Genomic DNA, 21,990 nt, shown 5'->3' on the forward strand with positions numbered 1-21,990 from the left:
ACCTCTATAGGTTGCGGTTCGTTTTTCTTAAAAATACTCATACGGTTCTTTAGTTAAACAATCGATGTGATTTGCTTCTTAAATTTAAGTAAGTCTTACTATCAAAAGAGTTCGATCCGTCCGGATTATTTGGTAGATTCCCTGGCTGAATGGGTCAATAAATCGGCATTATAGTTTCGCCTGCTTTGTATTACCTTAGCTGTCATGTACCGGATCACTTTTGTTTTTTTAGCAGCCCTCATTTTTTTGCGTTGTGGTCCTCAAAAAGAGGTACAAGGGTCACTTTCTGATTTGAGAAGTGAAATTCATCAGGAGCTTTATGAAAACATTCTGAAAACATGGTATCCGGCTTGTATCGATACTGTCTCCGGAGGATACCTGAGCAATTTTGATGCACAGTTTCATCCGCTTGATCATCAGAATAAGATGATCGTGACACAGGCCCGGCACTTATGGACTACCTCCACAGAAGCGTTGGAAGATCCTTCTTATCTGGCATACGCCCGCCATGGTTTTCCTTTCATCCAAAAGATGTGGGATGAGGAGCATGGGGGATTTTATCATCATGTAGATCAAGCAGGAAGGATGCTGGACGGAGACGATCTGAAAACAGCCTATGGAAATGCTTTTGCTATATATGGCCTTTCGGCATATTTTAAGGTAAGCCGTGATTCATCGGCATTAGCACTGGCCCGGGAAACTTTTAGGTGGCTGGAACGACATAGTCATGACACGGTTCATTATGGGTATTTTGAACATATGTATAGAGATGGTTCAAGATTTATCAGGACGGATACTATTTCGTCTACATCCACTCTTGGTTACAAGGATCACAATAGCTCCATCCATTTACTGGAAGCTTTTACTGCTCTCTATGAAGTGTGGCCGGATCCTTTAGTCCATGGCAGATTATCTGAAATGTTTCACCTCGTGAAGGACACCATCATCAATGATGAGCACTATATGGGTCTGTATTTCACACAGGACTGGACACCCGTCACCTTTAAGGATCAATCCAGAGAGGTAATTCTGCAGCATGCCTGGGTGGATCATGTTTCTTTCGGGCATGATATAGAGACAGCCTTTTTACTTCTGGAAGCTGCTGAGGTTTTGGGGGTAGCTAATGAAAATCTGATAAAAGATATGCAGCAAGTAGTAGACCGATCGCTAAGAGGGTGGGATCCGAAGAATGGTGGTTTATTTGATCGGGGCTATTACTTCCGGCCTGGGGAGGTGGAGATCATCGAGGACTCCAAAGCCTGGTGGGCACAGGCTGAAACACTGAACACTTTATTAATCTTTCACAGCTATTTTCCACAGGCAGGTTATGATGAGCTATTTCAAAAACAATGGAAGTACATTAAAACCTACTTAAGTGACACTAGCAATGGTGGTTGGTATCCTGAAGGCCTGGATACCCGTCCTGAGGCGAAGGATGCGCTTAAGGGCCAGATCTGGAAATCCACCTATCATAATTACCGGGCTTTGGATCATTGCCTGAAGCTTTTGGATACCGGATCATCGTCAGGCTCGGATTAACGGGATACCTCGTAGCGCCTGGATCATTACCCCCAGTGCGAGTAGAAAGTAAAATGCTCCCAGTAAGATGACCCATCGTGGGGAGCTGAACAGGTAAAACCCTGCTAATGGCAATACCTGCAAGGCATGCATACCCACGAAATGAGCAATGCGCAGGTCTCCGTGGGTAATGCTCCAGTTCAGGAATTTTAATCCGGGACCACCGTCCGGGGCACCTACCGTATGTGCAAGGCGGGTACCCATCAGTCCTCCCTCAAAGGCAAAGAGCACAAAAAGGGTGATGCCCAGCCGAATGCCCCATACATAAGCAGCGGGAAGCTGTGGAAAAGAGTCGGCAAAGAACAGGTAGCCAATGTAAGCTGTATATAAAGTCATAAGGGAAATGGCGATGCCCATGAGTGAAAACATCATGCCATGATATGAGGAGGATAGGTTAAAGTGGGAGCGCTGGCCGCGGGCAGCTTGCAGTGAAATGTAGCCGAGCTCAAAGGTAAGCACCGCTATCGTTATCCAGGTGTAAGTCCGGACTATGCCATTTTGGCTCAGGTACCCCACAAACCAAGCCATAGACCACGTGAAGATGAACGTAGAAAGGTAAAATTTTAAAGGCTTGATCCAGGCGTTGATCCCCAGTACCTTGGTATCCGACTGGCTGGTCATGATGCCACTGAATACTGTTCCTGCCAGACAGATCCAGCCAAAAATACAGAGTGGTGCGCTACGCTGATAAAGCTCTTGTAAGAATTCCATTGATTGTTTGGTTAGTGTTTGTGGAATTCTACGCGGGGCGTTTACTTTCTGATCCCAAAAGGGTATTGAAGCCGGGATTTAAGAGGCTGAGGCCTTGATAAGGAGAAGTGAATTAGAAAAATACGTGTAAAAAAAGCTTGGACAGGCCCAGAAGGATTACCAGGGATATGCCAATTGAGATTAAAAAAGCTTTGACCCTTGAGCGGTTGGCTTTTTTATTATCCGTGTCCATGTAGTCTTTGATGCCTGCGATTAGCTCCGGGGAGGCTTGTCTGAAGCTTGCTTTCTTGTAGGGGTATTTGACTTTGTATGATGAAGCATCAAAGTTTTTGTAGGCCGCACCCTCATTTCCTTTCAAAAGGCTGCGGTTACCTTTGGAAGAGCTGATCATGTCTTTTATGAAGCCTCCGCCAAACATAATAATGTATTAACTGAAAAAAGGACTGTTAGGTTGCGTTTGGCCGGTCCGGAGATGCTTTACCGAAAAGGACTAAGGTTGATTTCCATTAATGGCTCTCCTCCATCAATGAAGAGCTTTCCTCTACTGGTCAATGCTTTTACAATTTTCGGTAGTGCTATCTGGCCGACCTTAGGGTGTCGCCCGTCCAATGCTCCTACCCGTACAGCAAAGGCTATGTCATAAGGTGGCTCATCATCCTGCAATTCGAAGTTTTCGATGGCTGCCTGACGAAAGCTCAGGTTACCTGCTTCAATTTCCTTTTCGGAATTTTTAATGGCCTGCTGAATAGCCTTTTCAGAACGATCAATAGCAAGAATATGACCGTTTCCGATGCGTTTTGCTATTTCCCGGGCGGCCACACCAGGACCACAGCCGATCTCTAAAACCCTGATTCCAGGTTTTAGTGGCAGGGCGTCAACAATGGCTTTAAGTCTGGGTGATATTTCTTTTGTCACGTAGGGGCTTAGTGTCTAAAAAGCAATTTAATAATAAAGATTATCTAGCACAGATGCAACCAGATAGAAGCTGTAGTCCGCTTTTGACACCTCAGCCTGTGAGAAGGTAGCATGGTCTTTATTACCTGTTAAATGTCGGCAATTCCACGACATCTTTTTCATACCTGTCGAACTCATGTTCTTTATCCCAGCTGGGTATGTCAACATCCTTTGATTCAATATGCCCGCAATATGTACATTCATAATGTTTGCGCAGGATACCCTTTTTATGTTGTGTGGGTTTTTTGACGACTTCCTCTTTTCGTTCTGTAAGCGTTCTGAAATTACAACTTTCACAAATAAGTGAGTGAAAGCGGGTATCGTAACGTTCGATCACTTTGTAATCAGACTCTTCATCTATCCACACATCATAATCTACAGAAAGTGAGTCTTCCTCCTCAATCATTTCCTTAGACAGGTGTACGTCTTCCTGGTCTTCATTTAACAATGTCATGGACTTGCCGGTAATCGGAGATTTCATAGGACTGAACCGGATATCCGTTAATCTCTTTTCGAGAATAAAGGGATGATAATATGACAGGTATGTCCACAGAACATACCCTAAAGCAAATCCAACAGCCAGAGCAAGTAATCCTGCAAGAAAGTATTGAAAAGAGGAGGAGATACCTATAGACAGACCAAACAGAATAAATGCGTAAAAACTGATACTGCATGCAAATAAAACAGCTGTACCTCGCAATGCATTACTTTCTTTCCGGGAAACAAATTTGTACTTTTTCGTTCTGGACTGGAAGCTCTGAACCTGGACGACATATATAAGAAATAAAAAAACGGATAGGGCCAGGAACATATTACCCAGAGTCAAAATTACCTGCAGCGGAGTTCCTTCTAGTAATTCCATGATTTCAGCATTCAAAATGGTTAAAAATCTATATTGTTACCCTAATAAGTTAGCAAGGAATTTCCCCAAAAACTATGACAATAATCAGGCGTTGAATAGTGTGAAAAGTGGTCTGATTTCCCTGTTCCCAAGGTCTGAGGCACACAGACCTTTGTTCTAGGACATATGATTCCTCTGTGATGAAAGAAAAATCTGTAAATTTCGTTGATGAAATAACCTCTTTTACTTGCCGTTATGGTCAATGTTTTACTGTTTGATGATAGCATTTATATACTCAGGTTTTTAGAAACGGTCTTAAAGAAGCATGCCGGTAATATCCGGATTTTCACAAGCCAGACCTTTGATGAGGCGGTGACTATTGTGAATTCGGAAGAGATTCATATAGCATTTATTGACCTTCAGGTTCCCGGAAAGAACGGCGCTGACTTCATCAATTACCTCAACAGTAAAAAGCATCTCCGTAAAATAAAGAAAGTGATCATCACCGATACGGGTAAAAATTCCTTGCTTAAAACAAGCCTTGAAAAGGAGGTAGATGCCTATTTACATAAGGAAGACATCTTTGATGATTTTCAAAAAATAATTGACCAGTTGGATTTGGTAAACTTCTGATCAAAATCAATATCAGTCGGATTTTGGATCGATTCTGCGACAGGATCGATGCTCCGTCAGATTTTGCCAAAGGCATCCTATGGGTTGAATCAATCCTCACACCACCAACCTAAACCTAACCATAGTTCCCGTCTGCTTCTGCGTCAGCCGATTGATGCTGTCCTCACTCAGTTGTAAAATACGCGGATAGCCGCCCGTCACCTGGCCATCCCGCATCAGTACGATTAACCTGCCGGAAGGGATCAGCTGGACAGTGCCAGGAATGACCGGAGAAGTGATGATGCTCATGTTGTTTTTCAGATTCCCTTCACTTTGCAGTTGGTAGCCCATCCGGTTGTTTTCTCCAATCGTAAGTGCCTCGGAGCTGAGGAGGTTTTGCTGACTTTTGGTTAAGAGATCCCATTCCGGTCCGGGGTAGACCTTTAGCTTATCATTCCGGAAGTGATTCATATCCTCCTTGATGGAAGCTCTGGGTGCGGTGGCCTCAGAATCCTCAAAGCGGATCATGTCTCCGCTTTTAAGTGTAGCAGTTCCGGTCACAGGAGTATATTGTGAGGCGCTGCCTAATATTAGATCGGGTTTTATTTCGCTGTAGATCGCCAGGTAGCAGCGAACGCCATATTCCGGTTTCCCAAACGATAGCTTTTGGCTTCCGGAAAAAGGGATGGGTAAATTTAGCTGAACAGGGATCCCGTCCAGTTTCGGGCTCAGGTTTGCTCCGGTCAGGGCAAAGGTTCCTGTGCCTTCCATGGTGATCTCCGGGCCTGTCAGGGTAATTTCCAGTAAAGGTGCATCAGTTGGGCTATTGACAAGGAGGTTTGCCAGTCCCGCACTTTGCTGATCCATAAAGCCGGAAGGGGGTACACCGTATTTTCGGTAACCATACCTTCCTCCATCCTGAATGGTGGTAAATAACCCTGGTTTTTCTATGATCAGCTTACCCATTGATCAGCTCTGATTTGGGGTGGTAATTGCCGGCTTTTACCTCCTTTTGGATTTCCAAAAACTGCTTTTGATCCACGGACTTAAAACGAATCTCATCACCCGGACCCACAAAGCAAGGCGGTGCCTTTTTTACATCAAACAAAGGGACGGGGCAGTTGCCGATCACGTGCCAGCCGCCGGGTGATTCATTTGGGTAAATGCCTGTCTGGGTGCCTCCGATCGCTACCGATCCTGCTGCTATAGCCCGGTCGGGATTTTTTTTACGCGGATAGTAAAGCTTCCCATCCAATCCTCCGAGGTACATAAAACCTGGTAAAAAACCCAGGAAATAAACAGTGTAAGTAGCTCCCGAATGCAATTCAATAAGCTGGTCGGGAGTCAGGTTTTTGACTTTAGCCAATGCTCCCAGGTCTTTTCCAAACTGCTGCTCATAGCAAACAGGTAACGCCCATCGCCTACTGTTCAGTTGGTTAGCAATCCCGGCCGGGCGTTTACTGAGTTGGTTTTTCAGGGTGTCAAAAGTAGTTTCGTCAGGATCAAAATGGATGGCCAGGCTATTGTAGGCCTGGTTCCATTCTTTCACGCCTTGGAGGGGATTCTTTTCAAGACTTTGTTGGACGATGATCAGCTCCCTGAGAATGTCTTTACGAATCTCTCCAGGCCACTCGACTAACAAAGTGGATTCACCTAAGTGGCGATATGTTACTTCAGGTGCCGTTTTCACCCACGTAGCTGCTTGATGCGTTTCGCAATCTCGGGAGCCTTGGGGTTATCGCTATGTACACAGAATGTACTGGCTTTTATCCTGACAATTTTTTCATCGATGCTGATCACCATGGATTCTGTGAGGATGATAAAAACCTGCTCTGCAGCGAGATTGGGTTCTGTGATGACAGCTGCCGGATTGGAGCGAGAAACTAAAGTGCGATCATTCGTGTACTTACGGTCGGCAAATGCCTCCCATTTGACAGGTACGTCTTCTTTGGCTGCAAGTTTTGCCACCTCGGATTGCCAGGGTACATAGAGTTTTACTTCGGGAAACTGCTTTACCACATCCACGATCACCCGAGCCGTTTTTGGATCTTCAGCCGCCAGGTTGTACAGAGCTCCGTGGGGCTTAATGTGATCCATGGTTACCCCTTCTTCCTTACAGATACGCTCAAAGGATTTGATCTGATCCAGCAAGGATGCTAAAAGTGTTTTTTTCGGGATATCCATGACCTGTCGGCCAAAATTTTCCCGATCCGGGAAGGATGGATGAGCTCCGACCCTCACCTCATACTTTTTAGCTGATCGTACGGCCTCACGCATGGAGTTTTCATCACCAATGTGCCCCCCACAGGCAATGCTGCATGCATCCAGGTGAGGCATGATCTGCTCATCGTTTCCTGTTTGCTCTCCTAAATCTGAATTGATCTCAAATCGTTTCATAACTGTCAATAAATAACCGACCAGATGCTTTTTGCACCCAGGATAATGATCAAAATAATGAAAATTCCGCTGAAGATTGTGATAATGGGTTTGTTTTTGTAGCTACCTAAAACTTGAGTTCGGCTACAAAGCCACAATAGCAGGATGCCGATAACGGGTAACATCAGTCCGTTTGCTACCTGGGCAAACCGGATCACATCGATTGGTTTAAAGCCTATGGAGGAGAAGATAATGCCGATCAGCAAGATCAGGACCCAGGTGATTTTGAACCTCGAGGATTTCAGGTCAGCTTCCAGGTTGAAGCATCCTGCGGCAACATATGCTGCGGCAAGTGGAGCGGTAATGGCCGAAGTAATTCCTGCTGCAAAGAGCCCAAGGGAGATCAGGTATTTAGCAAAAGATCCGTATACGGGTTCAAGACCTTTTCCCAGGTCCACCGCATTTGCAATGGAAAGGCCCTGTAGTGAGGAGGCAGAAATGACGATCGCCAGGGATACCAGCCCACCTACTGCTATGGATCCGATGGTATCTTTTCTGGCAGCTCTTAAGTCTTCAACCTGTTTCCATTTGGTTTTGGAGAGTGATGTATGAAGAAAAAGGTTGTAAGGAACAATGGTAGTGCCGATGACTCCAAGTACGGTCAGCACTCCACCTTCAGGTATTGATGGTATAAAGAGCCCTCTCACTAATTCAGGCAGGTTGGGCCTGATCATTACAGCGGTGATCAGGAAGGAAATACTCATAAGGACTACAAGCGCTACCAGGCTTTTTTCCAGCACTTTGTAATTACCGGACCAGAGCAGCGTAAAAGCAATCAGGCCGATCAGGGCCGGAGTAAGGTTGATGCCGCTGACCTGAAGGTCCAAAAAGGTCTCCAGTCCTAAAGCTCCGCCGGAGATGTTGCCCGCTTCATAGGCGCCATTGCCAATGACAATTGCGGAGAGTACAACAGCCAGCACCAGGAAGCGAACAGCAGGGTGCTTCAGCTCTCTTTTGAGGAGGGAAGTGAGGTCCAGCTGGGTAACGATCCCCAGTCGGGCGGCCATGTCCTGGAAAAGGATGGTCAGGGCGATAGACAATATAACAGCCCAGAGCAGTTCCAGGCCATAACCGGCACCTGCCAAAGTGCAAACCGTAACCGTACCCGGCCCGATGAATGCCGCTGCTATGAGGGTGGCTGGTCCGCCGAAGTTGAATTTTCTTTTGGTCAATTTAATTTGAATTTGATCAAAAATACTTTATTGTCCCTGATCCCAGGTCTGGCCAAAGCCTCGCCTAAGGATTTCGATACGATCGGTTAGATACAATCGGTTAGATGACGTCTGGTCGATTTTTAGTTGGACCGAAACAGGACTAATTATTATTGTTGATTAAATTGGGCATACTTCTCAATAAGTCTGCAAATACAATTGAAATAACCCAACGTTCAAGATATGAAAAATCTACTTTCCTTACTTTTAATCCTGGTGGCTATTTCAGGTTTTGCCCAGCGTACACTCATCCATGCCGGTCGCCTGATCGATGGATTCAGTGATAAAACACAAACTCAGAAAACCATCGTGGTGGAAAATCAGAAGATCACCGGTATTGAAAATGGGTTTACAGATCCTAAAGGTGGAGACAAGGTGATCGACCTGAAAAATGCCACTGTAATGCCAGGCTTAATTGATATGCACGTACATCTGGAGGGTGAAACCAGCAAAGATGGTTATTTGAAAGAGTTTCAAATGAACGAAGCGGATATCGCTTTTGAGGCTGCCAGGTATGCGGAAGTGACTCTGATGACCGGATTTACCACGGTTCGTGATGTGGGTGGTACAGGTGTAAATATTGCTCTTCGGAATGCGATCAATAAGGGATTGGTAGTGGGGCCGAGAGTTTTTACATCGGGAAAATCCCTGGCCATAACAGGTGGTCACGCAGATCCTACTAATGGGTATCGTGAAGACCTGATGGGTGATCCCGGGGCTAAAGCCGGGGTGGTTAATGGTTTGGAGGATGCCCGAAAAGCTGTGAGGCAGCGCTATAAAAATGGAGCGGATCTGATCAAGATCACTGCAACTGGCGGAGTGCTCAGTGTCGCAAAGGATGGCACAGGGCCACACTTCAGCGAGGAGGAGATCGCCATGATAGTAAAAACCGCAAAGGACCTGGGATTTCATGTCGCTGCTCATGCTCATGGAGATGAAGGCATGCAAAGGGCTATTCGTGCCGGCGTGCTGACCATTGAGCACGGGACTTATATGTCTGAAGAGACCATGAAGTTGATGAAGCAGTATGGTACCTATTACATCCCGACCATTACTGCCGGGATGTCAGTGGCAGAGCTGGCGAAGATCGAGGGTTACTACCCCGATATGGTAGCCAAAAAGGCCGCTGTGATCGGTCCGCAGATCAGCGACACCTTTTCAAAAGCCTACAAAATGGGTGTGCCAATTGGGTTTGGTACGGATGCTGCAGTTTTCCCACATGGCGAAAATTACAAGGAGTTTATCTACATGGTTGAAGGTGGTATGCCTTCCATGGAGGCCATAAAAACAGCAACCAGCGTCAATGCAAAGATCCTCGGTAAGCAGGACGAATTTGGTTCTATAAAGGTGGGTCTATATGCTGATATCATCGCGGTAGACGGGGATCCCATTGCTGACATTGACAATATGGGGAAAGTCAGGTTTGTGATGAAGGAAGGGAAGGTTTATAAGCAGTAAGGTTTAATTCCTGTATTTCTACCCGGAATTAGCTGTTTCCGGGGGACAGGGTCCGACATGCGACATGCAGATGGTTAATCTTCTTTAGTTCAGCTTTTCCAAAAGGGCGTCTACCATTGCGTTGAGATCCTTTTCGGCATAACTTTTCAGGGCGTTTTTCATATATCCCGGTACAGGTTCCCCATTGCTGATCTTTTTCAGGATATCAGCAATCAGCGTATTGACTTCTTCAAGCTCTTTCAGTTCATTACCTGAAGGTTTTTTCCCGGGGGGTGGTGTTACGGGTTTTTCTTCTGTTCTTGGGGACACATCACCCACACAAATACGATTGTAGTCTCTGACCAGAGTTTCCACATCGTTAAATCCGTATTTTTTATTGTCTATGGCTTTCACAATCTTCTCACACTCTGCCAGAAATTTGGATACACTATTTCGGAAAAAGAGCGCTGAAACTTCCAGACCCTCGCTGGTTGTCTTATACAAATACTGGCTGCCAAACTCATAATTCTTTTCCGGGCGATAGGTGTATAAACCCAAATAACCTGATATGACCTCCCGCATAATACGGTACCTTTCGCCGAGTTTTATGGTTTTATAATTCTCTCCTTCTATGTGAGCAACCCTGATTTGGTGAGAATCAAACTCCCTGGTACCGTCTGCGGTGCTTACTTTAACGGGTTCTGTATAATCATCTGGCAGCAGGAGAGTCACTTCCCCGTAAATGGTGTCCGTCTGTATGGTAACCACATAATCTTGTGCCTGGCAGTAAAGCAGACTTATGAAAAGAAGGAGCGTAAAAAAATATTTCATGATATAAAAGTTTAAAAATATAGCCCGGATGGCCAGGCTTTTAAAGTTGGGCAACTATTTCTTGTTGTGCAAATGAACATCCATCTGAGGAAAAGGAATATTGATCCCCTGTTTGGTAAATTCTTTATAAACCTTTTCATTCATATCGAAATACAGCGGCCAAAGGTCTGCTACTTTGGACCAGGCCCTGACTACTATGTTGACTGAGCTGTCTCCGAGGGAATGAAGGGCAATAAAGGGCTCAGGTTCCCGGAGGATTCTTTCATCTTCATCAACAAGCTTTCGCAGGATTCCTTTTGCTTGATCCAGGTCATCTCCGTAGGCTATACCAAACGTCCATTCATTTCGTCTGTCTTCTTCCTGAGACAGGTTGATCATGTCTGAGTTTGCAAGGCTTCCGTTGGGAATGTATACCACCTGGTTATCGAATGTATTCAGTATGGTGTAAAAAATATGGATCTCTTTTACGGTTCCCAGGTGCCCCTTTGCATCGATTACATCTCCTACTTTAAAGGGCTTTAACAGCAGGATAATAACACCTCCGGCAAGGTTTTGCAAAGTGCCCTGCATCGCCAGACCGATTGCCAGACCGGCTGCACCAATGATGGCCACAAAACTGGTGACCTTGATGCCGACCATGCTGATGACGGAGACTCCGAGCAGGATCTTTAGTGTAGTGCCTATCAGGGTCAGGAAAAAGGGTGTTAATGACGGGTCAAGGTTTTTCTTCGTCATTCCCTTTCTGAGCCCTCGTGTTATCAGACCTATAAACCATAGTCCGAGAACGAGTGTGACAATGGCCAGAACGACATCCGGTCCGTATTTCCAGATAAGGTCCATCGCCTGGGAAGACAGGTCTTTTGCATTGTCTATTTGCTCTTCCATGCTTTTGTTTTGTTAGAATCAGAAAGGCTTACACAGGTTGATGTTTAACCCACTAGCTTATAAAGCAAATAGTCCGTCTTTTGTTTGGGTTCAATCCTCAGGATAGGGAATGAAAAGGAAGTTTGTAAACTCCTTATCCACAATAAAAAGGCAGCAAAACTCGTCCGGATCTTTGTAGGCTTCTATAAAGGCAGGTTCCTCTTCTACCAGCTTTCGTTGTATGAACTCCTCGAGAAAGGAAGCATAATAATTCCAGTCATTTCCCATTTTGCCTGCTTCATATAGCAGCTGGCCGATCGGGATATCTTCTTTAGATACCGGAAAGATCGGAAACTCAGAAAATCCTCTTTTCCTGATCTGATAGGCAGCTTCTTTCAGATTATCTGCGACTTTCACAAAGTCCGCTGAGATTTTTCCCAGGTATTTTGGGTTAAGTTCCGGATCGTTTTGCATATTACTTAGCGGTTAAAAGCATCACATTTTCCACAGGGTGTGTTTTTTTGCTGAAAAGCTTTTTTTCCAACTCCTATGGGGCTGTTTTTAGATTGTGTCTTGTCTTTTTGTGAACAAAGGAAGCACAAAGATGATGATTTCTCAGTTTCTTCTCATAAGGCAAACGGATCAATTAATATTCAAATAATACGACTTCTTATCTTCTTCGATAGTATGGGAAAGCGCCAGCAATATAGGTCGCCCCAGACTTTGGGACATGGACTTTTCTGAAATCGCCTGGCCAATCCGCCCATTTCCATCTTCAAAAGGCTGAATGCATTCAAAATACAGGTGAGTAATAGCAGCACGCACCAATGCCGGAAGCTCCTTTTTATCGCCTTTTCCTGTTTCATTAGACCAGTTGATGAATTGCTCCATTTCATCAGGAACTTGTCTGGAAGGAGGGCTTCGAAATGAACAACTGGCCTTCCAATTGGCCCTGAAACAACCTGCATGGGGTCTTCATGAGTTCGGAACTGCCCGATATCGATAAGGTCCTGTTTGCCATTGGTTAACATACGGTGCCATTGGCAGAGGTTTTTTTCATCAAGAGGGATGTCGTAGTTTTTATTTATGGAATCTTTAACGATTGGCGACAATATTGGCATTTATTGCGACAATCGATATATTTACAGTACAGATAATTAAAAGAGGATAGAGTAAATGTCAGATAGAATAAACGCAAGATTATCAAAGCCTTTAGCTGAACATGTTAGCCGTATGGTTGGTGCTGATAATTTGTTTGAGACACCAAGTGAATATATCAGATCACTTATAAGACGAGACATGGAGAGCGATTCTTCACAAGTTTATGCCAAAATAATTGAAGGTTTTGGGGATATTAATGAAGGCCGCTACTTTCAGTCAAGTGGTGATTGGAAGAAAGACAAGGAGATATTCAAAAAGAAAGAAACCGAGGGTTGGAAGTAAAATATGTCAAAGTTCTTTTTGACCAGGCGAGCCAACTTCGATCTTCTCGATATTGAAGATTACTCGCTAAGAAAATGGGGTGTAGACCAAACGGACAGCTATATGAATGGTCTGTATCTCAGATTTGCTGAAATAGCAAGGAAACCCGATGTAGGGAAGCTTAGATATGATCGCTCTTTCCCATTTTATATGGCGCCAGCAAGGGAGCATTTTGCCATTTATAAAACTACTGATGCCGGAATAATCATTGCCACGGTCCTGCATGGTTGTCAGAATATAGAAGGCATTGTTCGAAACATGGCTGTAACTTTATCTCGAGAGATTCAGGGCCTTGAAGATAAGATTTAACTTGGTACCGGTGTTGATATGGCGGGGAAATTGTTCCCATTTTTCTTTCCGTCTCTTTCCATCATCCAGACAATCCACTGGAGCGCCAGCCCGGTCTCTACGACTTCCTGCCGGATGGCTCTTGATTCCTTTCTTAGCTCCCGGGAAGTAAAGTTTTTGAATTATCGTGTAGTCAGCGTTATCTCACCAGCAAGAGGTCTTTGAGGAATATGAGCTATGTCATCACCGGCTTTCTGTCTGGCCAAATCCAGTTCATACATTTTCTGGAGGTTCATCCAAAAATCAGCGCTCATGGCAAAATACTGTCCCAAACGTAAAGCCGTGTCAGCAGTGACCGCACGCTTACCCTTTATGATCTGTGTAATTCTGTTTGCCGGAACCTCAAGTATGCGTGCCAGTTCGGCTGCTGATATCCCAAGCTCTTCCAGTTCGTCTTCCAGGATTTCCCCGGGGTGTATTGGTGTTCTCATCATAATAACCTCCTTAGTGATAATCTGTAATTTCTACATTTTCCGGGCCATCAGAGTCATTTGGCCATGCAAAGCAAATTCGCCATTGCTAATTGATCCTTATGCTATATTGACCCTTCTTGTCACCCGACAGGGCTTCAAATCTGTTGCTTGGCAATTGTGCCAGATCACGAATGCTTTCTGCCGCTTCTAATATGCAATACGGCAAGCGTATTTTTAAATTATTAGATATCCGTCTTCAGCTATTTCAACGTAGAATTTTTCCAGATTAAGAATTGTTTTAACTCTATCTCAATTCCAACAAAATCACATTTTCCACATGGTGCGTCTGAGGAAACATATCTACCGGCTGGATGGCTTTAACCTCAAACGCTGAAGACAACAGCTCCAGGTCCCGGGCCTGGGTTGCCGGATTGCAGCTTACGTAAACCAGCTTTTCCGGTTTAATGTTTATCAGCATCTCCACCACTTTTTTGTGCATTCCAGCTCGTGGCGGATCAGTAATGATCACCTCAGGCTTTCCGTGCTTTTTTACAAAAGCAGCATCCAGCATGTCTTTCATGTCACCCGCCAAAAACGTGGTGTTCGTAATCCCATTGATTTCCGAATTGATCCTGGCATCTTCTATGGCTGCTTCTACGGACTCCACGCCGATAACATGTTTGGCTGACCTGGCAATGAAGTTAGCGATGGTACCCGTACCCGTGTAAAGATCGTATACGGTTTCTTCTCCCTTCAGTCCGGCGAAATCTCGAGCTACTTTGTACAGCTCATAGGCCTGTTCTGAATTGGTCTGGTAAAATGATTTCGGACCGATACGAAATTTCAGGCCTTCCATCTCCTCGTAGATGTGGTCCCGGCCATGATACAGGTTTACCGGCAGGTCATAGAAGGTCTCATTTTTCTTATCGTTGATGATGTACATGAGTGAGGTGATCTCCGGGAAGGTGTCTTTCAGGTGCTCCAGCAGCCCTTTGATCTGGTCAGACTCCTCAAAAAACTGGACAATAACCATAAGCTCCCCGGTAGAAGCCGAACGGATGATAAGGTTTCTGAGCAACCCATGCTGGTCTTTCAGGTCAAAAAATGTCAGATCATGCTTTTCTGCATACTTTTTGGTTTCCAGCCGGATGGCATTGGAAGGATCAGCTTGCAGCCAGCAGTGGTTGATATCCAGGATTTTATCAAAGCGCTTGGGGATGTGAAAGCCGAGTGCATTTCGGGAGAGATCCTCTCCACTGTCTATCTCATCGCGGGTGAGCCAGCGCATGTTGGAGAAGGTGAATTCGAGCTTGTTGCGGTAGTAGCGTGTTTCCTTCGAGCCCAGGATCGGTTTAAGTTCCGGAAGGTCTGTCTTTCCGATCTTTTTCAGGTTTTGACTTACATGTTCGTGCTTGTGTTTCAGCTGAGCTTCATATTCGATGTGTTGCCATTTGCATCCCCCACAAACTCCAAAATGTTCACAAAATGGCTCAGTCCGATCCGTTGATTTTTGGTGGAAGTTGACGATCTCACCTTCGAAGAATTTTTTGTGCTTCCCTATGATCCGAATATCCACTACATCTCCCGGAGCACCGTTTTTAATAAAATAAACCCGATTGTCATGTCGCCCGACACTCTTTCCGTCTGCGGAAATGCCGGTTATCTCAAGGTTTTCGATAACTTTACTATGTTTCATCAATGTGAAATCCTTTTCTGAGTTTTGTGTGTCTGTTTAAATTGTATAGATGTTGATGATATGGAGCTGATAGGCAAATCACGAAATGCAAAAGTAGTAAGAGTTATCTTCAGAAAAGAAGGGAAATGAGATTCCGAATTGTTAACACAGAGATGACCCAAAGGAGCAGATGAAGAAGTTTCTGATATTGATCGGGGTTTTAGCAACAATGAATCAATTGTTTGCAAATCACATCGTAGGTGGGGAGTTGGAATTCATCACCGTAGAGCCCGGCTTTTACAGGATCAATCTGATCCAGTACCGCGATGAAACTCAGACTGAGAATACGGTAATCGTAGATCAGTACGAGGTGTATATTTTTTCCAACAAGGATAATCGCCTTGTTTCAAGGCACTTTGTAAACAGAGTTTTGTATGATGATGTGGAGTATACCAAACCCGAATGTGCCATCGGTGAGCTTCAGACTTCAAGGGTGATCTGGTCCAATGATATAGAGCTGGATCCCGAAGATTATGCTGACGAGGAGGGCTACTACCTGGTATGGGAGCGGTGCTGCCGTAATGCTGCGGTTAAAAACATTGTGAGTCCTTTAACAACGGGGATGAAATATACGGTAGAGATCCCGCCATTGTGGAAAGACGGGAAGCCTTTTGTCAATTCGTCACCGGTTTTGTTAAAGCCCCTGAGTGATTATGCATGTGTGGATCAGCTTTACTATACGGAGTTTACCGGGGAGGACCGGGACGGTGATTCATTGATTTACAGATTAGCTACTCCTTTAAACAGTTCAGTGTACGATGCCCTTCCCATCCCTCAGCCCAAGCCACACATCCCAGTCAATTTTGCATCGGGCTATTCGGTTGGTAATATGATTCCCGGTAGCCCGTCGCTCAGGATCAGTAGCAAAGGGCTATTGACCGTAGAACCTGAAGAAACCGGCCTCTATGTTTTCTCTGTCATTGTAGAAGAGTGGAGAAATGGTCAAAAGCTTGGGTTTGTGCAAAGGGACTTCCAGATGCTGGTTGTGAATGGCTGTAATCCACCCGATCCTCCTGAAGTAGGAGTGAAGATCCCGGGAGATCCGAATTTTAAACCGGAGGTAGATGTCCTTAGTTATGAGTTGGCAGATGATAAGTGCTTTGATTTTTTTGTAACAAACATCAGTGAAGGTGATACCATAAACCTGAGAGCTGAGGGAGTCAATTTTGATGGCGATCTGGACGAAATATTTGCAGTAAATACAGCTTCTGTAGGCGCAGGAGCTGATACTTTGGTGGTGCAGGTTTGCGTACCCGGATGTCCCCCGGTGAGAGGGGAGCCATTCATTATAGATCTGATTGCCGGAGACAATGCTTGTCCGTTGCCTCAGCTGGATACAGCAAGGCTGATGATAGAGGTGGAGCCACCACCTAACGTCTTTCCTACTATCACTGATCTGGATCCTGTTTATTTGGTAAATGAAGGCAGCGAGCTGACCCTGGATATTGTCTCCGATGATGGGGATGATGACTTTATAGAGCCATCCATATTTGTGGAGGATGGTACAGATCCGGGACTACTAGGGATCACTTATGAGACCACCGTATCGGAGGCAGGTCATTTGGAAGGAACCTTTACCTGGAATACTGACTGTCAGTCCTATGACTTCTCGGAAAATAAGGAATTCAGGGTGGGATTTCTGATGGAGGATGCGGATACCTGTGATATAGATAACCCTAACATAGAATGGGTGGATTTTCGTATTAACCTGCCTTTTAATACTTCTCCTAATGTTTCAGTGGCTTCTGACCCGCAAATCACCATAGAGCTTGGGGAATCCATCGGTCCTCTGGATGTAAGCGCGACTGACCTGGACCTGGATTTTATTGAGTTGTTTGTAGCAACAGACGGAGGAAATGCAAGAGAAAGACTGGGTATCGAGTTTGAGAATACATTTGGTGTAGGCAGTACACAAAGTGAATTTTCCTGGACGGCTGACTGTGAGCGGTTGGGGATCTCGGAAACTACCGACTACACATTTTATTTCGTTGCAGAAGATCGGGATAAGTGCGAAATCAATAATAAAGACACTATGGCTGTAAATGTGCGGGTGGTTGTACCTGAAAATAATCAACCGGAGTTTGTGCCCCGGGCTGATACAGTCATTGAGATAGGGGAGCTTTTTGAAATGGAAATTACTGCTTTTGATATCGATGACAGAGACTCCATCACACTGGCCTTTTTTGATGAAAGCAGGCTGCCTGATTCTCCTTCACTGACATTTGAGCCCGCCACAGGCAAAGGTGAGGTAACTTCTTTGCTCAGTTGGAAGCCTGAATGTGACCTTCTGGATTTTGGAGAAACATCCGCATTTTATGATCTGTCTTTTTTGGTCTACGATAACCGATGCCCGGATCCGGAGCTGGAAACGATGACTTTTACTGTTCAGGTGATAGAGACGCGCGAGGCCTTCAATGGCTTTGAGCCGCCCAATGTATTCACACCGAATGACGATGGCAAGAATGATGTTTATACATTAACTAATCTGGCCACTCCCCGGTATAACCTGCCTGCGGATAATTGTGATGACACTTTTGAAATGGTACGGATCTTTGACCGCAGCGGTAATACAGTTTTTGAAACCTCTAACCGTGAATTTATATGGGATGGAGGAAATGCTTCTGCCGGAGTGTATTACTACCTGATCCGGTATTCGCGAACGGAGTACAAGGGATATCTGCAAATTTTGAAATGATCAGAATCCGGCGCCTATCCGGATGCCTGACCCGTAGTGCCTGCCATTACGCAGGGCTGTAAAGTAGTCTACTCGTAAAAACTTAAATATGTGCTCGATACCGGCACCAAATTCTACATACTGACCTGCTGTAGGTGTTGACAGGTAGTTGATGGATCCCACAGCCTGTAGGTCAAGTCTTTTTACAAATGGGATTTTATTAAAGATAAATTCATTGAAGTGGTGTTCATAATGCGCTTCCATGAAGCGTTCTTGTGTACTAAACTCATAGTAGTCCAGAACCTGAAACAGGTCTTCACCCTCCAGCTGTCGCAGGTAGGTTTGATTTCCATTGAAGTGCTCAAAATCCAGGAAATACATGTCTTTGGCGTTTAAGAAGCTCCCTGCCCAGGCTCTTACCTGACTGGTCCCCATCAGGCCGATTCTCCAGCTGTATTCAGTGCCGATCTTTAGCAGGTCGTAGTTCACTTTTGATCCGGCCAGGGGTATGCCTTTTTTATAAACGAGGTTAAGCTCCGGATACTTCGAGTGCAGGTTGATCTTTCGGTCTGGCCGGTCAATGTATTTCTGTGCAAAACGGATACGCAATCTGCTGGTAAACGTAAATGCATTGTGGGGAGTGAATGGTCGAACGTTAACGCCTTCTGATAATAACTCCTGATTTACCGGTTCATTTGGCAAGAAATCTCTATCTCTGAAGTTGTAGGTAGCAGTATTTTGCATTGGTTCACGATGAGCATAGGTAAATAGCCCCGTAAACTGCACACCGTTTACCAGCTCACGCTGATAGCCGGCATCCAGAAACGTCTTTTGATAAAAACGCGCATAATTTTTTCCTTCTACTAATGTGAAATAGGAATTGTCAAAACCTTTAATGGGTTCTGCCTCATTAAATTGATAAATGTATCGCCCAAGACCCCCGAAAAGTATTTCATTACGCTTATGGTTAAAGATTTTGAGGCCCTCAATTCTGGCCTGCAGTTTCTCGTTTTCAAAACCATATCTCAGTGAGGGGCGTATTTGATATTTGGTTTTGCGATCATCTCTTTTTCGGACTGCAAACTCAAGGTTAAGGGCCAGCCCTTCCACAGCATTGTATTGCACACCTTCCAGGAGGGTGGGAAAATTAATGTAAACCTCTTTGTAAGAATTGAAATGAGTGTATCCGTTTAGAAAAAGGTTCGCAAATTTAAATTTGTTTCTTACAGCATCCACTGAGTCTTTGTAGGGCTTTGACTCTTTTACAATGCGAATACTGTCTTTAATTCTGTAATCTTTTACCTCTACCTGAGTGAGTGGGATGGGCCTCACTTCCTTCCAGTACGTTGAGTCTTTCTCGTTGGCACCTTCTTCTACTTTGAGTATAGCGTTAGAAAAGTCCTTCTTTTTGTCAAACAGGTCTTTCTTTTTTTCATCAGGAACAACCGCTGCTTTTCTGGTGTTTTTGCTTACTTCTTCCAGTAGGGCATAGTTTGGCTCTATCTCGTATTTTCTATAGATACCTGTAAAGTGCCCGCTTCCTTCAAACCCAAAAAACTTGAATTTGAATGTGAACCGTTGAGAAATGGGCATCCATATGCCGTATTCCACGGGGGCAAAGATCTGCCTGAAAGAAAGTGAGTCCACAAATTCGATCCCGTTTTCTTTGGTAAGGCTTACATCTACACTATGGATCCGCCAGGAGTCTTCTATTATATAGATGTATCCACTGAATACAGGATCGGTTTCTCTTTTAGGGATGACTGCTATCTTGTTGATCAGCAGGCTGTCCTCCAGGATTGTTCCGGCCAGCTTATAATCATAATATATAAATGCACCGCTTGAAATGGGTGAGATAAACGAACGTTCGCTGAGTCCCTCGATGAAAAAGTTATTCTCATACAGGTTAATGAGCATGTCGCTGGCCTGGTTATAACTAAAGGCATTATTGTTTCCGCTGACCTTAGAGGAGACCATGGTCTCGTTGATCAGGTTTGGTTGTTCAAACTTCAGTTTGCTGATTGATTCGGAGAGGTAGACGATCCCTGTATCTACAGTGACATTCATCCCCAGAAGCCTCTCCGGCCGCTTGTCCAGTCGCTGCAATCCTTTTATATAGACCTCGCAGGAGTAAGCGTTTACCTCCTTTTGGTAATACTTTCGTTTATTAATGGCATTGCGAATGATTGCCCTGGCCGGATCCCGGTCGTCAGCAGATATGACAATCTCTTTGAGTACCAGTGTTTCCGGTTTTAGCCGGAAGTTGAGGTTTAATGTCCCTGAGTCCGGAATAGTTACAGCTTTGGAGGAGCGCTCGAATCCAATGTACTGGGCCACCACTACTCGCTCACCAGGAGCTAAGGAAAGCTGGAAATGTCCGTTTGCGTTACTCGTTGTACCATTGGTGGTACCTTCTTCGTAAACGGTGGCAAAGGGGAGCGGATTTCCTGAGTCATCGGTGATGGTTCCGGCTACCTTTACCTGGCAAAAGGAAAAGGTATAAAAACAAAGTACTGTAAGAAATAAAGACGGCTTTTTAAATTTTTTCAAAGGCATTTGTTAGGTCCTGAATTAGTAAGTTGGCATCTTCCAGGCCGATATAGAGCCTGATTCTATTGACTAACGTATCTTTCTTATTATAATTGAGTGAATCTATGGTGGTAATTGCCGGAAAGGCCAAAGATTCATATCCACCCCATGAACATCCCAGCTTAAACCGCCTGAGCGAATCACAAAACACCTCTACCTGATCTGCTTTATCTGTATTTAAGTCCATCGTCATCAACCCGCCTTTACCGCTCAAATATTTTTTTACGAGATCAGGTTGAGTGAAGGTTTTGGAATGTGGATAGAAAAATGCCTTTACCTTTGGGTGAGACTCCAAAAATCCTGCCACTTTTTCTGCATTTTGCCCGGTCTTTTCCATACGGAGTGGAAGAGTGCGCAGCGAACGGATCATAAGCCATGCTTCAAAAGGAGAGGCAATGCCTCCCAAAGTCATAAACTCATTTTTAAAAATCTGATCAACTGTTTGTTGGTCGGAGCATAAAACTCCGGCTACAGCATCTGCATGACCATTCAGGTATTTAGTGGCTGAATGCACGATAATGTTTATTCCGTATTGTGAAGGATGCTGGTATAAAGGAGAAGCAAAGCTATTGTCCACTATGGTCCTGATTCCCATTTCGCGAGCATATTTACCTATGACTTCCAGGTCCTGCATTTCATACGTCCATGAATTCGGGCTTTCCAGGTAGATCAGTTTAGTGTTTTTTCGTATGTTTTCTTTTACCTCGCCAGGATCCTTGGCGTCAATAAAGTCACTTTCTACCCCAAACCTTCCCAGGATACTGCCGATGAGCTTTTTGGTCCAGCTGTATGGGTTCATAACACAAACCACATGATCCCCCTGATTGATTTGAGAGATGACTGCTGCTGTAATGGCGGCGCTCCCACTGGAAAAAATGAGTGAAGCTTCGGTCTTTTCCAGCGCCGCAATCTTTTTCTGAAGGATCTGCACAGTAGGGTTTGCCCCTCTTGTATAAAAAGGAATCTCATTTTCATGTTTGAGTGCTCTTTTCATATCCGCAACTGACCGGAAAATGAAGTTGCTGGTCTGATACAAAGGCGGAGCGGCAGGCAGGTTATCAAAAGCTTGACCTTCTCCCAGGTGAAATAAAATATCATCGGTATTCATGGAGCTAAAATTAGAGGTAAGGCGCTGATTAACCTAATGGTCTTAACAGGGAAAAAAGGATTCCCTGAATTTCGACATTTACATCTATCCGAATAATATTCTGTAATTGTTATGTATAAATTCAAAAAAATCTAATATTCTGGCTAATTGTTTTATAAAAATTTTG

Annotated in this window: 22 protein-coding genes and 1 pseudogene; 6 read left to right on the plus strand and 17 right to left on the minus strand. The window is 44.7% G+C overall.

Annotated features, from left to right (window positions below; translation table 11 throughout):
* Positions 1-204: 204 nt before the first annotated feature.
* Complete coding sequence (locus AC3E9V_RS05260) at positions 205-1,539, plus strand: AGE family epimerase/isomerase (RefSeq protein ID WP_488752139.1); 1,335 nt, start codon at positions 205-207, stop codon at positions 1,537-1,539.
* Here AC3E9V_RS05260 and AC3E9V_RS05265 read toward each other — a convergent pair.
* The 4 genes from AC3E9V_RS05265 to AC3E9V_RS05280 all read right to left on the minus strand — a co-directional run bounded on the left by AC3E9V_RS05265 (position 1,525) and on the right by AC3E9V_RS05280 (position 4,105).
* The gene (locus AC3E9V_RS05265) at positions 1,525-2,289 is read right to left on the minus strand and encodes a hypothetical protein (RefSeq protein WP_488752140.1); all 765 of its coding nucleotides are present in this window, start codon (positions 2,287-2,289) and stop codon (positions 1,525-1,527) included. The two genes, AC3E9V_RS05260 and AC3E9V_RS05265, sit on opposite strands and share 15 nt — an antisense overlap.
* A 112-nt stretch (positions 2,290-2,401) precedes the next feature.
* Entirely contained in the window at positions 2,402-2,707 is a 306-nt protein-coding gene (locus tag AC3E9V_RS05270) for a hypothetical protein (RefSeq protein ID WP_488752141.1), read from the minus strand.
* Between the two features lie 59 nt (positions 2,708-2,766).
* Complete coding sequence (locus AC3E9V_RS05275) at positions 2,767-3,204, minus strand: class I SAM-dependent methyltransferase (RefSeq protein ID WP_488752142.1); 438 nt, start codon at positions 3,202-3,204, stop codon at positions 2,767-2,769.
* 121 nt (positions 3,205-3,325) lie between these two features.
* Positions 3,326-4,105: a hypothetical protein gene (locus AC3E9V_RS05280; protein WP_488752143.1), complete on the minus strand. Its 780-nt coding sequence runs from the start codon at positions 4,103-4,105 to the stop codon at positions 3,326-3,328.
* Positions 4,106-4,339: 234 nt separating this feature from the next.
* Here AC3E9V_RS05280 and AC3E9V_RS05285 point away from each other — a divergent pair, with 234 nt between their 5' ends.
* Complete coding sequence (locus AC3E9V_RS05285) at positions 4,340-4,717, plus strand: response regulator (protein ID WP_488752144.1); 378 nt, start codon at positions 4,340-4,342, stop codon at positions 4,715-4,717.
* A 96-nt stretch (positions 4,718-4,813) separates the two neighbouring features.
* Here the strand turns inward: AC3E9V_RS05285 and AC3E9V_RS05290 are convergent, their stop codons facing one another.
* Genes AC3E9V_RS05290 through AC3E9V_RS05305 form a run of 4 tightly spaced genes read right to left on the minus strand, consistent with a single transcriptional unit; the run spans position 4,814 to position 8,304 of the window.
* Positions 4,814-5,662: a 5-oxoprolinase subunit C family protein gene (locus AC3E9V_RS05290; protein ID WP_488752145.1), complete on the minus strand. Its 849-nt coding sequence runs from the start codon at positions 5,660-5,662 to the stop codon at positions 4,814-4,816.
* Positions 5,655-6,386, minus strand: coding sequence for a 5-oxoprolinase subunit PxpB (gene pxpB / locus AC3E9V_RS05295; protein WP_488752146.1), 732 nt, complete (start codon positions 6,384-6,386; stop codon positions 5,655-5,657). Before pxpB ends, AC3E9V_RS05290 begins: the two co-directional genes overlap by 8 nt.
* Complete coding sequence (gene pxpA, locus AC3E9V_RS05300; protein ID WP_488752147.1) at positions 6,383-7,093, minus strand: 5-oxoprolinase subunit PxpA; 711 nt, start codon at positions 7,091-7,093, stop codon at positions 6,383-6,385. The genes pxpB and pxpA overlap by 4 nt, the downstream gene beginning before the upstream one ends.
* A 5-nt stretch (positions 7,094-7,098) precedes the next feature.
* On the minus strand, positions 7,099-8,304 hold the full coding sequence (locus AC3E9V_RS05305; protein WP_488752148.1) for an Nramp family divalent metal transporter: 1,206 nt from the start codon (positions 8,302-8,304) through the stop codon (positions 7,099-7,101).
* A gap of 222 nt (positions 8,305-8,526) precedes the next feature.
* Here AC3E9V_RS05305 and AC3E9V_RS05310 point away from each other — a divergent pair, with 222 nt between their 5' ends.
* The gene (locus AC3E9V_RS05310) at positions 8,527-9,801 is read left to right on the plus strand and encodes a metal-dependent hydrolase family protein (RefSeq protein WP_488752149.1); all 1,275 of its coding nucleotides are present in this window, start codon (positions 8,527-8,529) and stop codon (positions 9,799-9,801) included.
* 84 nt (positions 9,802-9,885) lie between these two features.
* Here the strand turns inward: AC3E9V_RS05310 and AC3E9V_RS05315 are convergent, their stop codons facing one another.
* From AC3E9V_RS05315 to AC3E9V_RS05330, 4 genes and pseudogenes are all read right to left on the minus strand, one after another.
* Positions 9,886-10,611, minus strand: a complete 726-nt coding sequence (locus tag AC3E9V_RS05315; RefSeq protein ID WP_488752150.1) for a hypothetical protein — start codon at positions 10,609-10,611, stop codon at positions 9,886-9,888.
* A 54-nt stretch (positions 10,612-10,665) separates the two neighbouring features.
* Positions 10,666-11,496, minus strand: a complete 831-nt coding sequence (locus AC3E9V_RS05320) for a mechanosensitive ion channel family protein (protein ID WP_488752151.1) — start codon at positions 11,494-11,496, stop codon at positions 10,666-10,668.
* A gap of 90 nt (positions 11,497-11,586) precedes the next feature.
* On the minus strand, positions 11,587-11,949 hold the full coding sequence (locus AC3E9V_RS05325) for a hypothetical protein (RefSeq protein ID WP_488752152.1): 363 nt from the start codon (positions 11,947-11,949) through the stop codon (positions 11,587-11,589).
* Positions 11,950-12,117: 168 nt separating this feature from the next.
* Positions 12,118-12,402 (minus strand): annotated as a pseudogene (locus AC3E9V_RS05330) (Fic family protein); the annotation flags it as partial.
* A gap of 249 nt (positions 12,403-12,651) precedes the next feature.
* Between AC3E9V_RS05330 and AC3E9V_RS05335 the strand changes: the two are divergent.
* Together AC3E9V_RS05335 and AC3E9V_RS05340 are read left to right on the plus strand one after the other, a co-directional pair.
* A complete protein-coding gene (locus AC3E9V_RS05335) occupies positions 12,652-12,918 on the plus strand; it encodes a hypothetical protein (RefSeq protein ID WP_488752153.1) in 267 nt (88 codons plus the stop codon).
* A 3-nt stretch (positions 12,919-12,921) separates the two neighbouring features.
* Entirely contained in the window at positions 12,922-13,266 is a 345-nt protein-coding gene (locus AC3E9V_RS05340; RefSeq protein WP_488752154.1) for a type II toxin-antitoxin system RelE/ParE family toxin, read from the plus strand.
* A 161-nt stretch (positions 13,267-13,427) separates the two neighbouring features.
* On the opposite strand, the gene AC3E9V_RS05345 is transcribed toward AC3E9V_RS05340, so the two are convergent.
* The 3 genes from AC3E9V_RS05345 to rlmD form a co-directional block, all read right to left on the minus strand.
* Entirely contained in the window at positions 13,428-13,739 is a 312-nt protein-coding gene (locus AC3E9V_RS05345) for a HigA family addiction module antitoxin (protein WP_488752155.1), read from the minus strand.
* 85 nt (positions 13,740-13,824) lie between these two features.
* Positions 13,825-13,968, minus strand: a complete 144-nt coding sequence (locus AC3E9V_RS05350) for a type II toxin-antitoxin system RelE/ParE family toxin (RefSeq protein ID WP_488753653.1) — start codon at positions 13,966-13,968, stop codon at positions 13,825-13,827.
* A 54-nt stretch (positions 13,969-14,022) separates the two neighbouring features.
* A complete protein-coding gene (gene rlmD / locus AC3E9V_RS05355) occupies positions 14,023-15,414 on the minus strand; it encodes a 23S rRNA (uracil(1939)-C(5))-methyltransferase RlmD (protein ID WP_488752156.1) in 1,392 nt (463 codons plus the stop codon).
* A gap of 169 nt (positions 15,415-15,583) precedes the next feature.
* Between rlmD and AC3E9V_RS05360 the strand changes: the two genes are divergently transcribed.
* Positions 15,584-18,148, plus strand: coding sequence for a T9SS type B sorting domain-containing protein (locus AC3E9V_RS05360; protein WP_488752157.1), 2,565 nt, complete (start codon positions 15,584-15,586; stop codon positions 18,146-18,148).
* On the opposite strand, the gene AC3E9V_RS05365 is transcribed toward AC3E9V_RS05360, so the two are convergent.
* Both AC3E9V_RS05365 and AC3E9V_RS05370 read right to left on the minus strand, forming a co-directional pair.
* The gene (locus tag AC3E9V_RS05365; protein ID WP_488752158.1) at positions 18,149-20,677 is read right to left on the minus strand and encodes a DUF5686 and carboxypeptidase regulatory-like domain-containing protein; all 2,529 of its coding nucleotides are present in this window, start codon (positions 20,675-20,677) and stop codon (positions 18,149-18,151) included.
* Positions 20,664-21,824: a PLP-dependent transferase gene (locus AC3E9V_RS05370; RefSeq protein WP_488752159.1), complete on the minus strand. Its 1,161-nt coding sequence runs from the start codon at positions 21,822-21,824 to the stop codon at positions 20,664-20,666. Before AC3E9V_RS05370 ends, AC3E9V_RS05365 begins: the two co-directional genes overlap by 14 nt.
* Positions 21,825-21,990: the final 166 nt, after the last annotated feature.

This window comes from Marinoscillum sp. HNIBRBA16962 (assembly GCF_057801515.1).

Excerpts from the sequence above, each read along its gene's own strand:
- AC3E9V_RS05260 (WP_488752139.1), top strand. The coding sequence starts at position 205 with ATGTACCGGATCACTTTTGTTTTTTTAGCAGCCCTCATTTTTTTGCGT.
- AC3E9V_RS05265 (WP_488752140.1), bottom strand. The coding sequence starts at position 2,289 with ATGGAATTCTTACAAGAGCTTTATCAGCGTAGCGCACCACTCTGTATT.
- AC3E9V_RS05270 (WP_488752141.1), bottom strand. The coding sequence starts at position 2,707 with ATGTTTGGCGGAGGCTTCATAAAAGACATGATCAGCTCTTCCAAAGGT.
- AC3E9V_RS05280 (WP_488752143.1), bottom strand. The coding sequence starts at position 4,105 with ATGGAATTACTAGAAGGAACTCCGCTGCAGGTAATTTTGACTCTGGGT.
- AC3E9V_RS05285 (WP_488752144.1), top strand. The coding sequence starts at position 4,340 with ATGGTCAATGTTTTACTGTTTGATGATAGCATTTATATACTCAGGTTT.
- AC3E9V_RS05290 (WP_488752145.1), bottom strand. The coding sequence starts at position 5,662 with ATGGGTAAGCTGATCATAGAAAAACCAGGGTTATTTACCACCATTCAG.
- pxpA (WP_488752147.1), bottom strand. The coding sequence starts at position 7,093 with ATGAAACGATTTGAGATCAATTCAGATTTAGGAGAGCAAACAGGAAAC.
- AC3E9V_RS05310 (WP_488752149.1), top strand. The coding sequence starts at position 8,527 with ATGAAAAATCTACTTTCCTTACTTTTAATCCTGGTGGCTATTTCAGGT.
- AC3E9V_RS05315 (WP_488752150.1), bottom strand. The coding sequence starts at position 10,611 with ATGAAATATTTTTTTACGCTCCTTCTTTTCATAAGTCTGCTTTACTGC.
- AC3E9V_RS05320 (WP_488752151.1), bottom strand. The coding sequence starts at position 11,496 with ATGGAAGAGCAAATAGACAATGCAAAAGACCTGTCTTCCCAGGCGATG.
- AC3E9V_RS05325 (WP_488752152.1), bottom strand. The coding sequence starts at position 11,949 with ATGCAAAACGATCCGGAACTTAACCCAAAATACCTGGGAAAAATCTCA.
- AC3E9V_RS05335 (WP_488752153.1), top strand. The coding sequence starts at position 12,652 with ATGTCAGATAGAATAAACGCAAGATTATCAAAGCCTTTAGCTGAACAT.
- AC3E9V_RS05340 (WP_488752154.1), top strand. The coding sequence starts at position 12,922 with ATGTCAAAGTTCTTTTTGACCAGGCGAGCCAACTTCGATCTTCTCGAT.
- AC3E9V_RS05345 (WP_488752155.1), bottom strand. The coding sequence starts at position 13,739 with ATGATGAGAACACCAATACACCCCGGGGAAATCCTGGAAGACGAACTG.
- rlmD (WP_488752156.1), bottom strand. The coding sequence starts at position 15,414 with ATGAAACATAGTAAAGTTATCGAAAACCTTGAGATAACCGGCATTTCC.
- AC3E9V_RS05360 (WP_488752157.1), top strand. The coding sequence starts at position 15,584 with ATGAAGAAGTTTCTGATATTGATCGGGGTTTTAGCAACAATGAATCAA.
- AC3E9V_RS05370 (WP_488752159.1), bottom strand. The coding sequence starts at position 21,824 with ATGAATACCGATGATATTTTATTTCACCTGGGAGAAGGTCAAGCTTTT.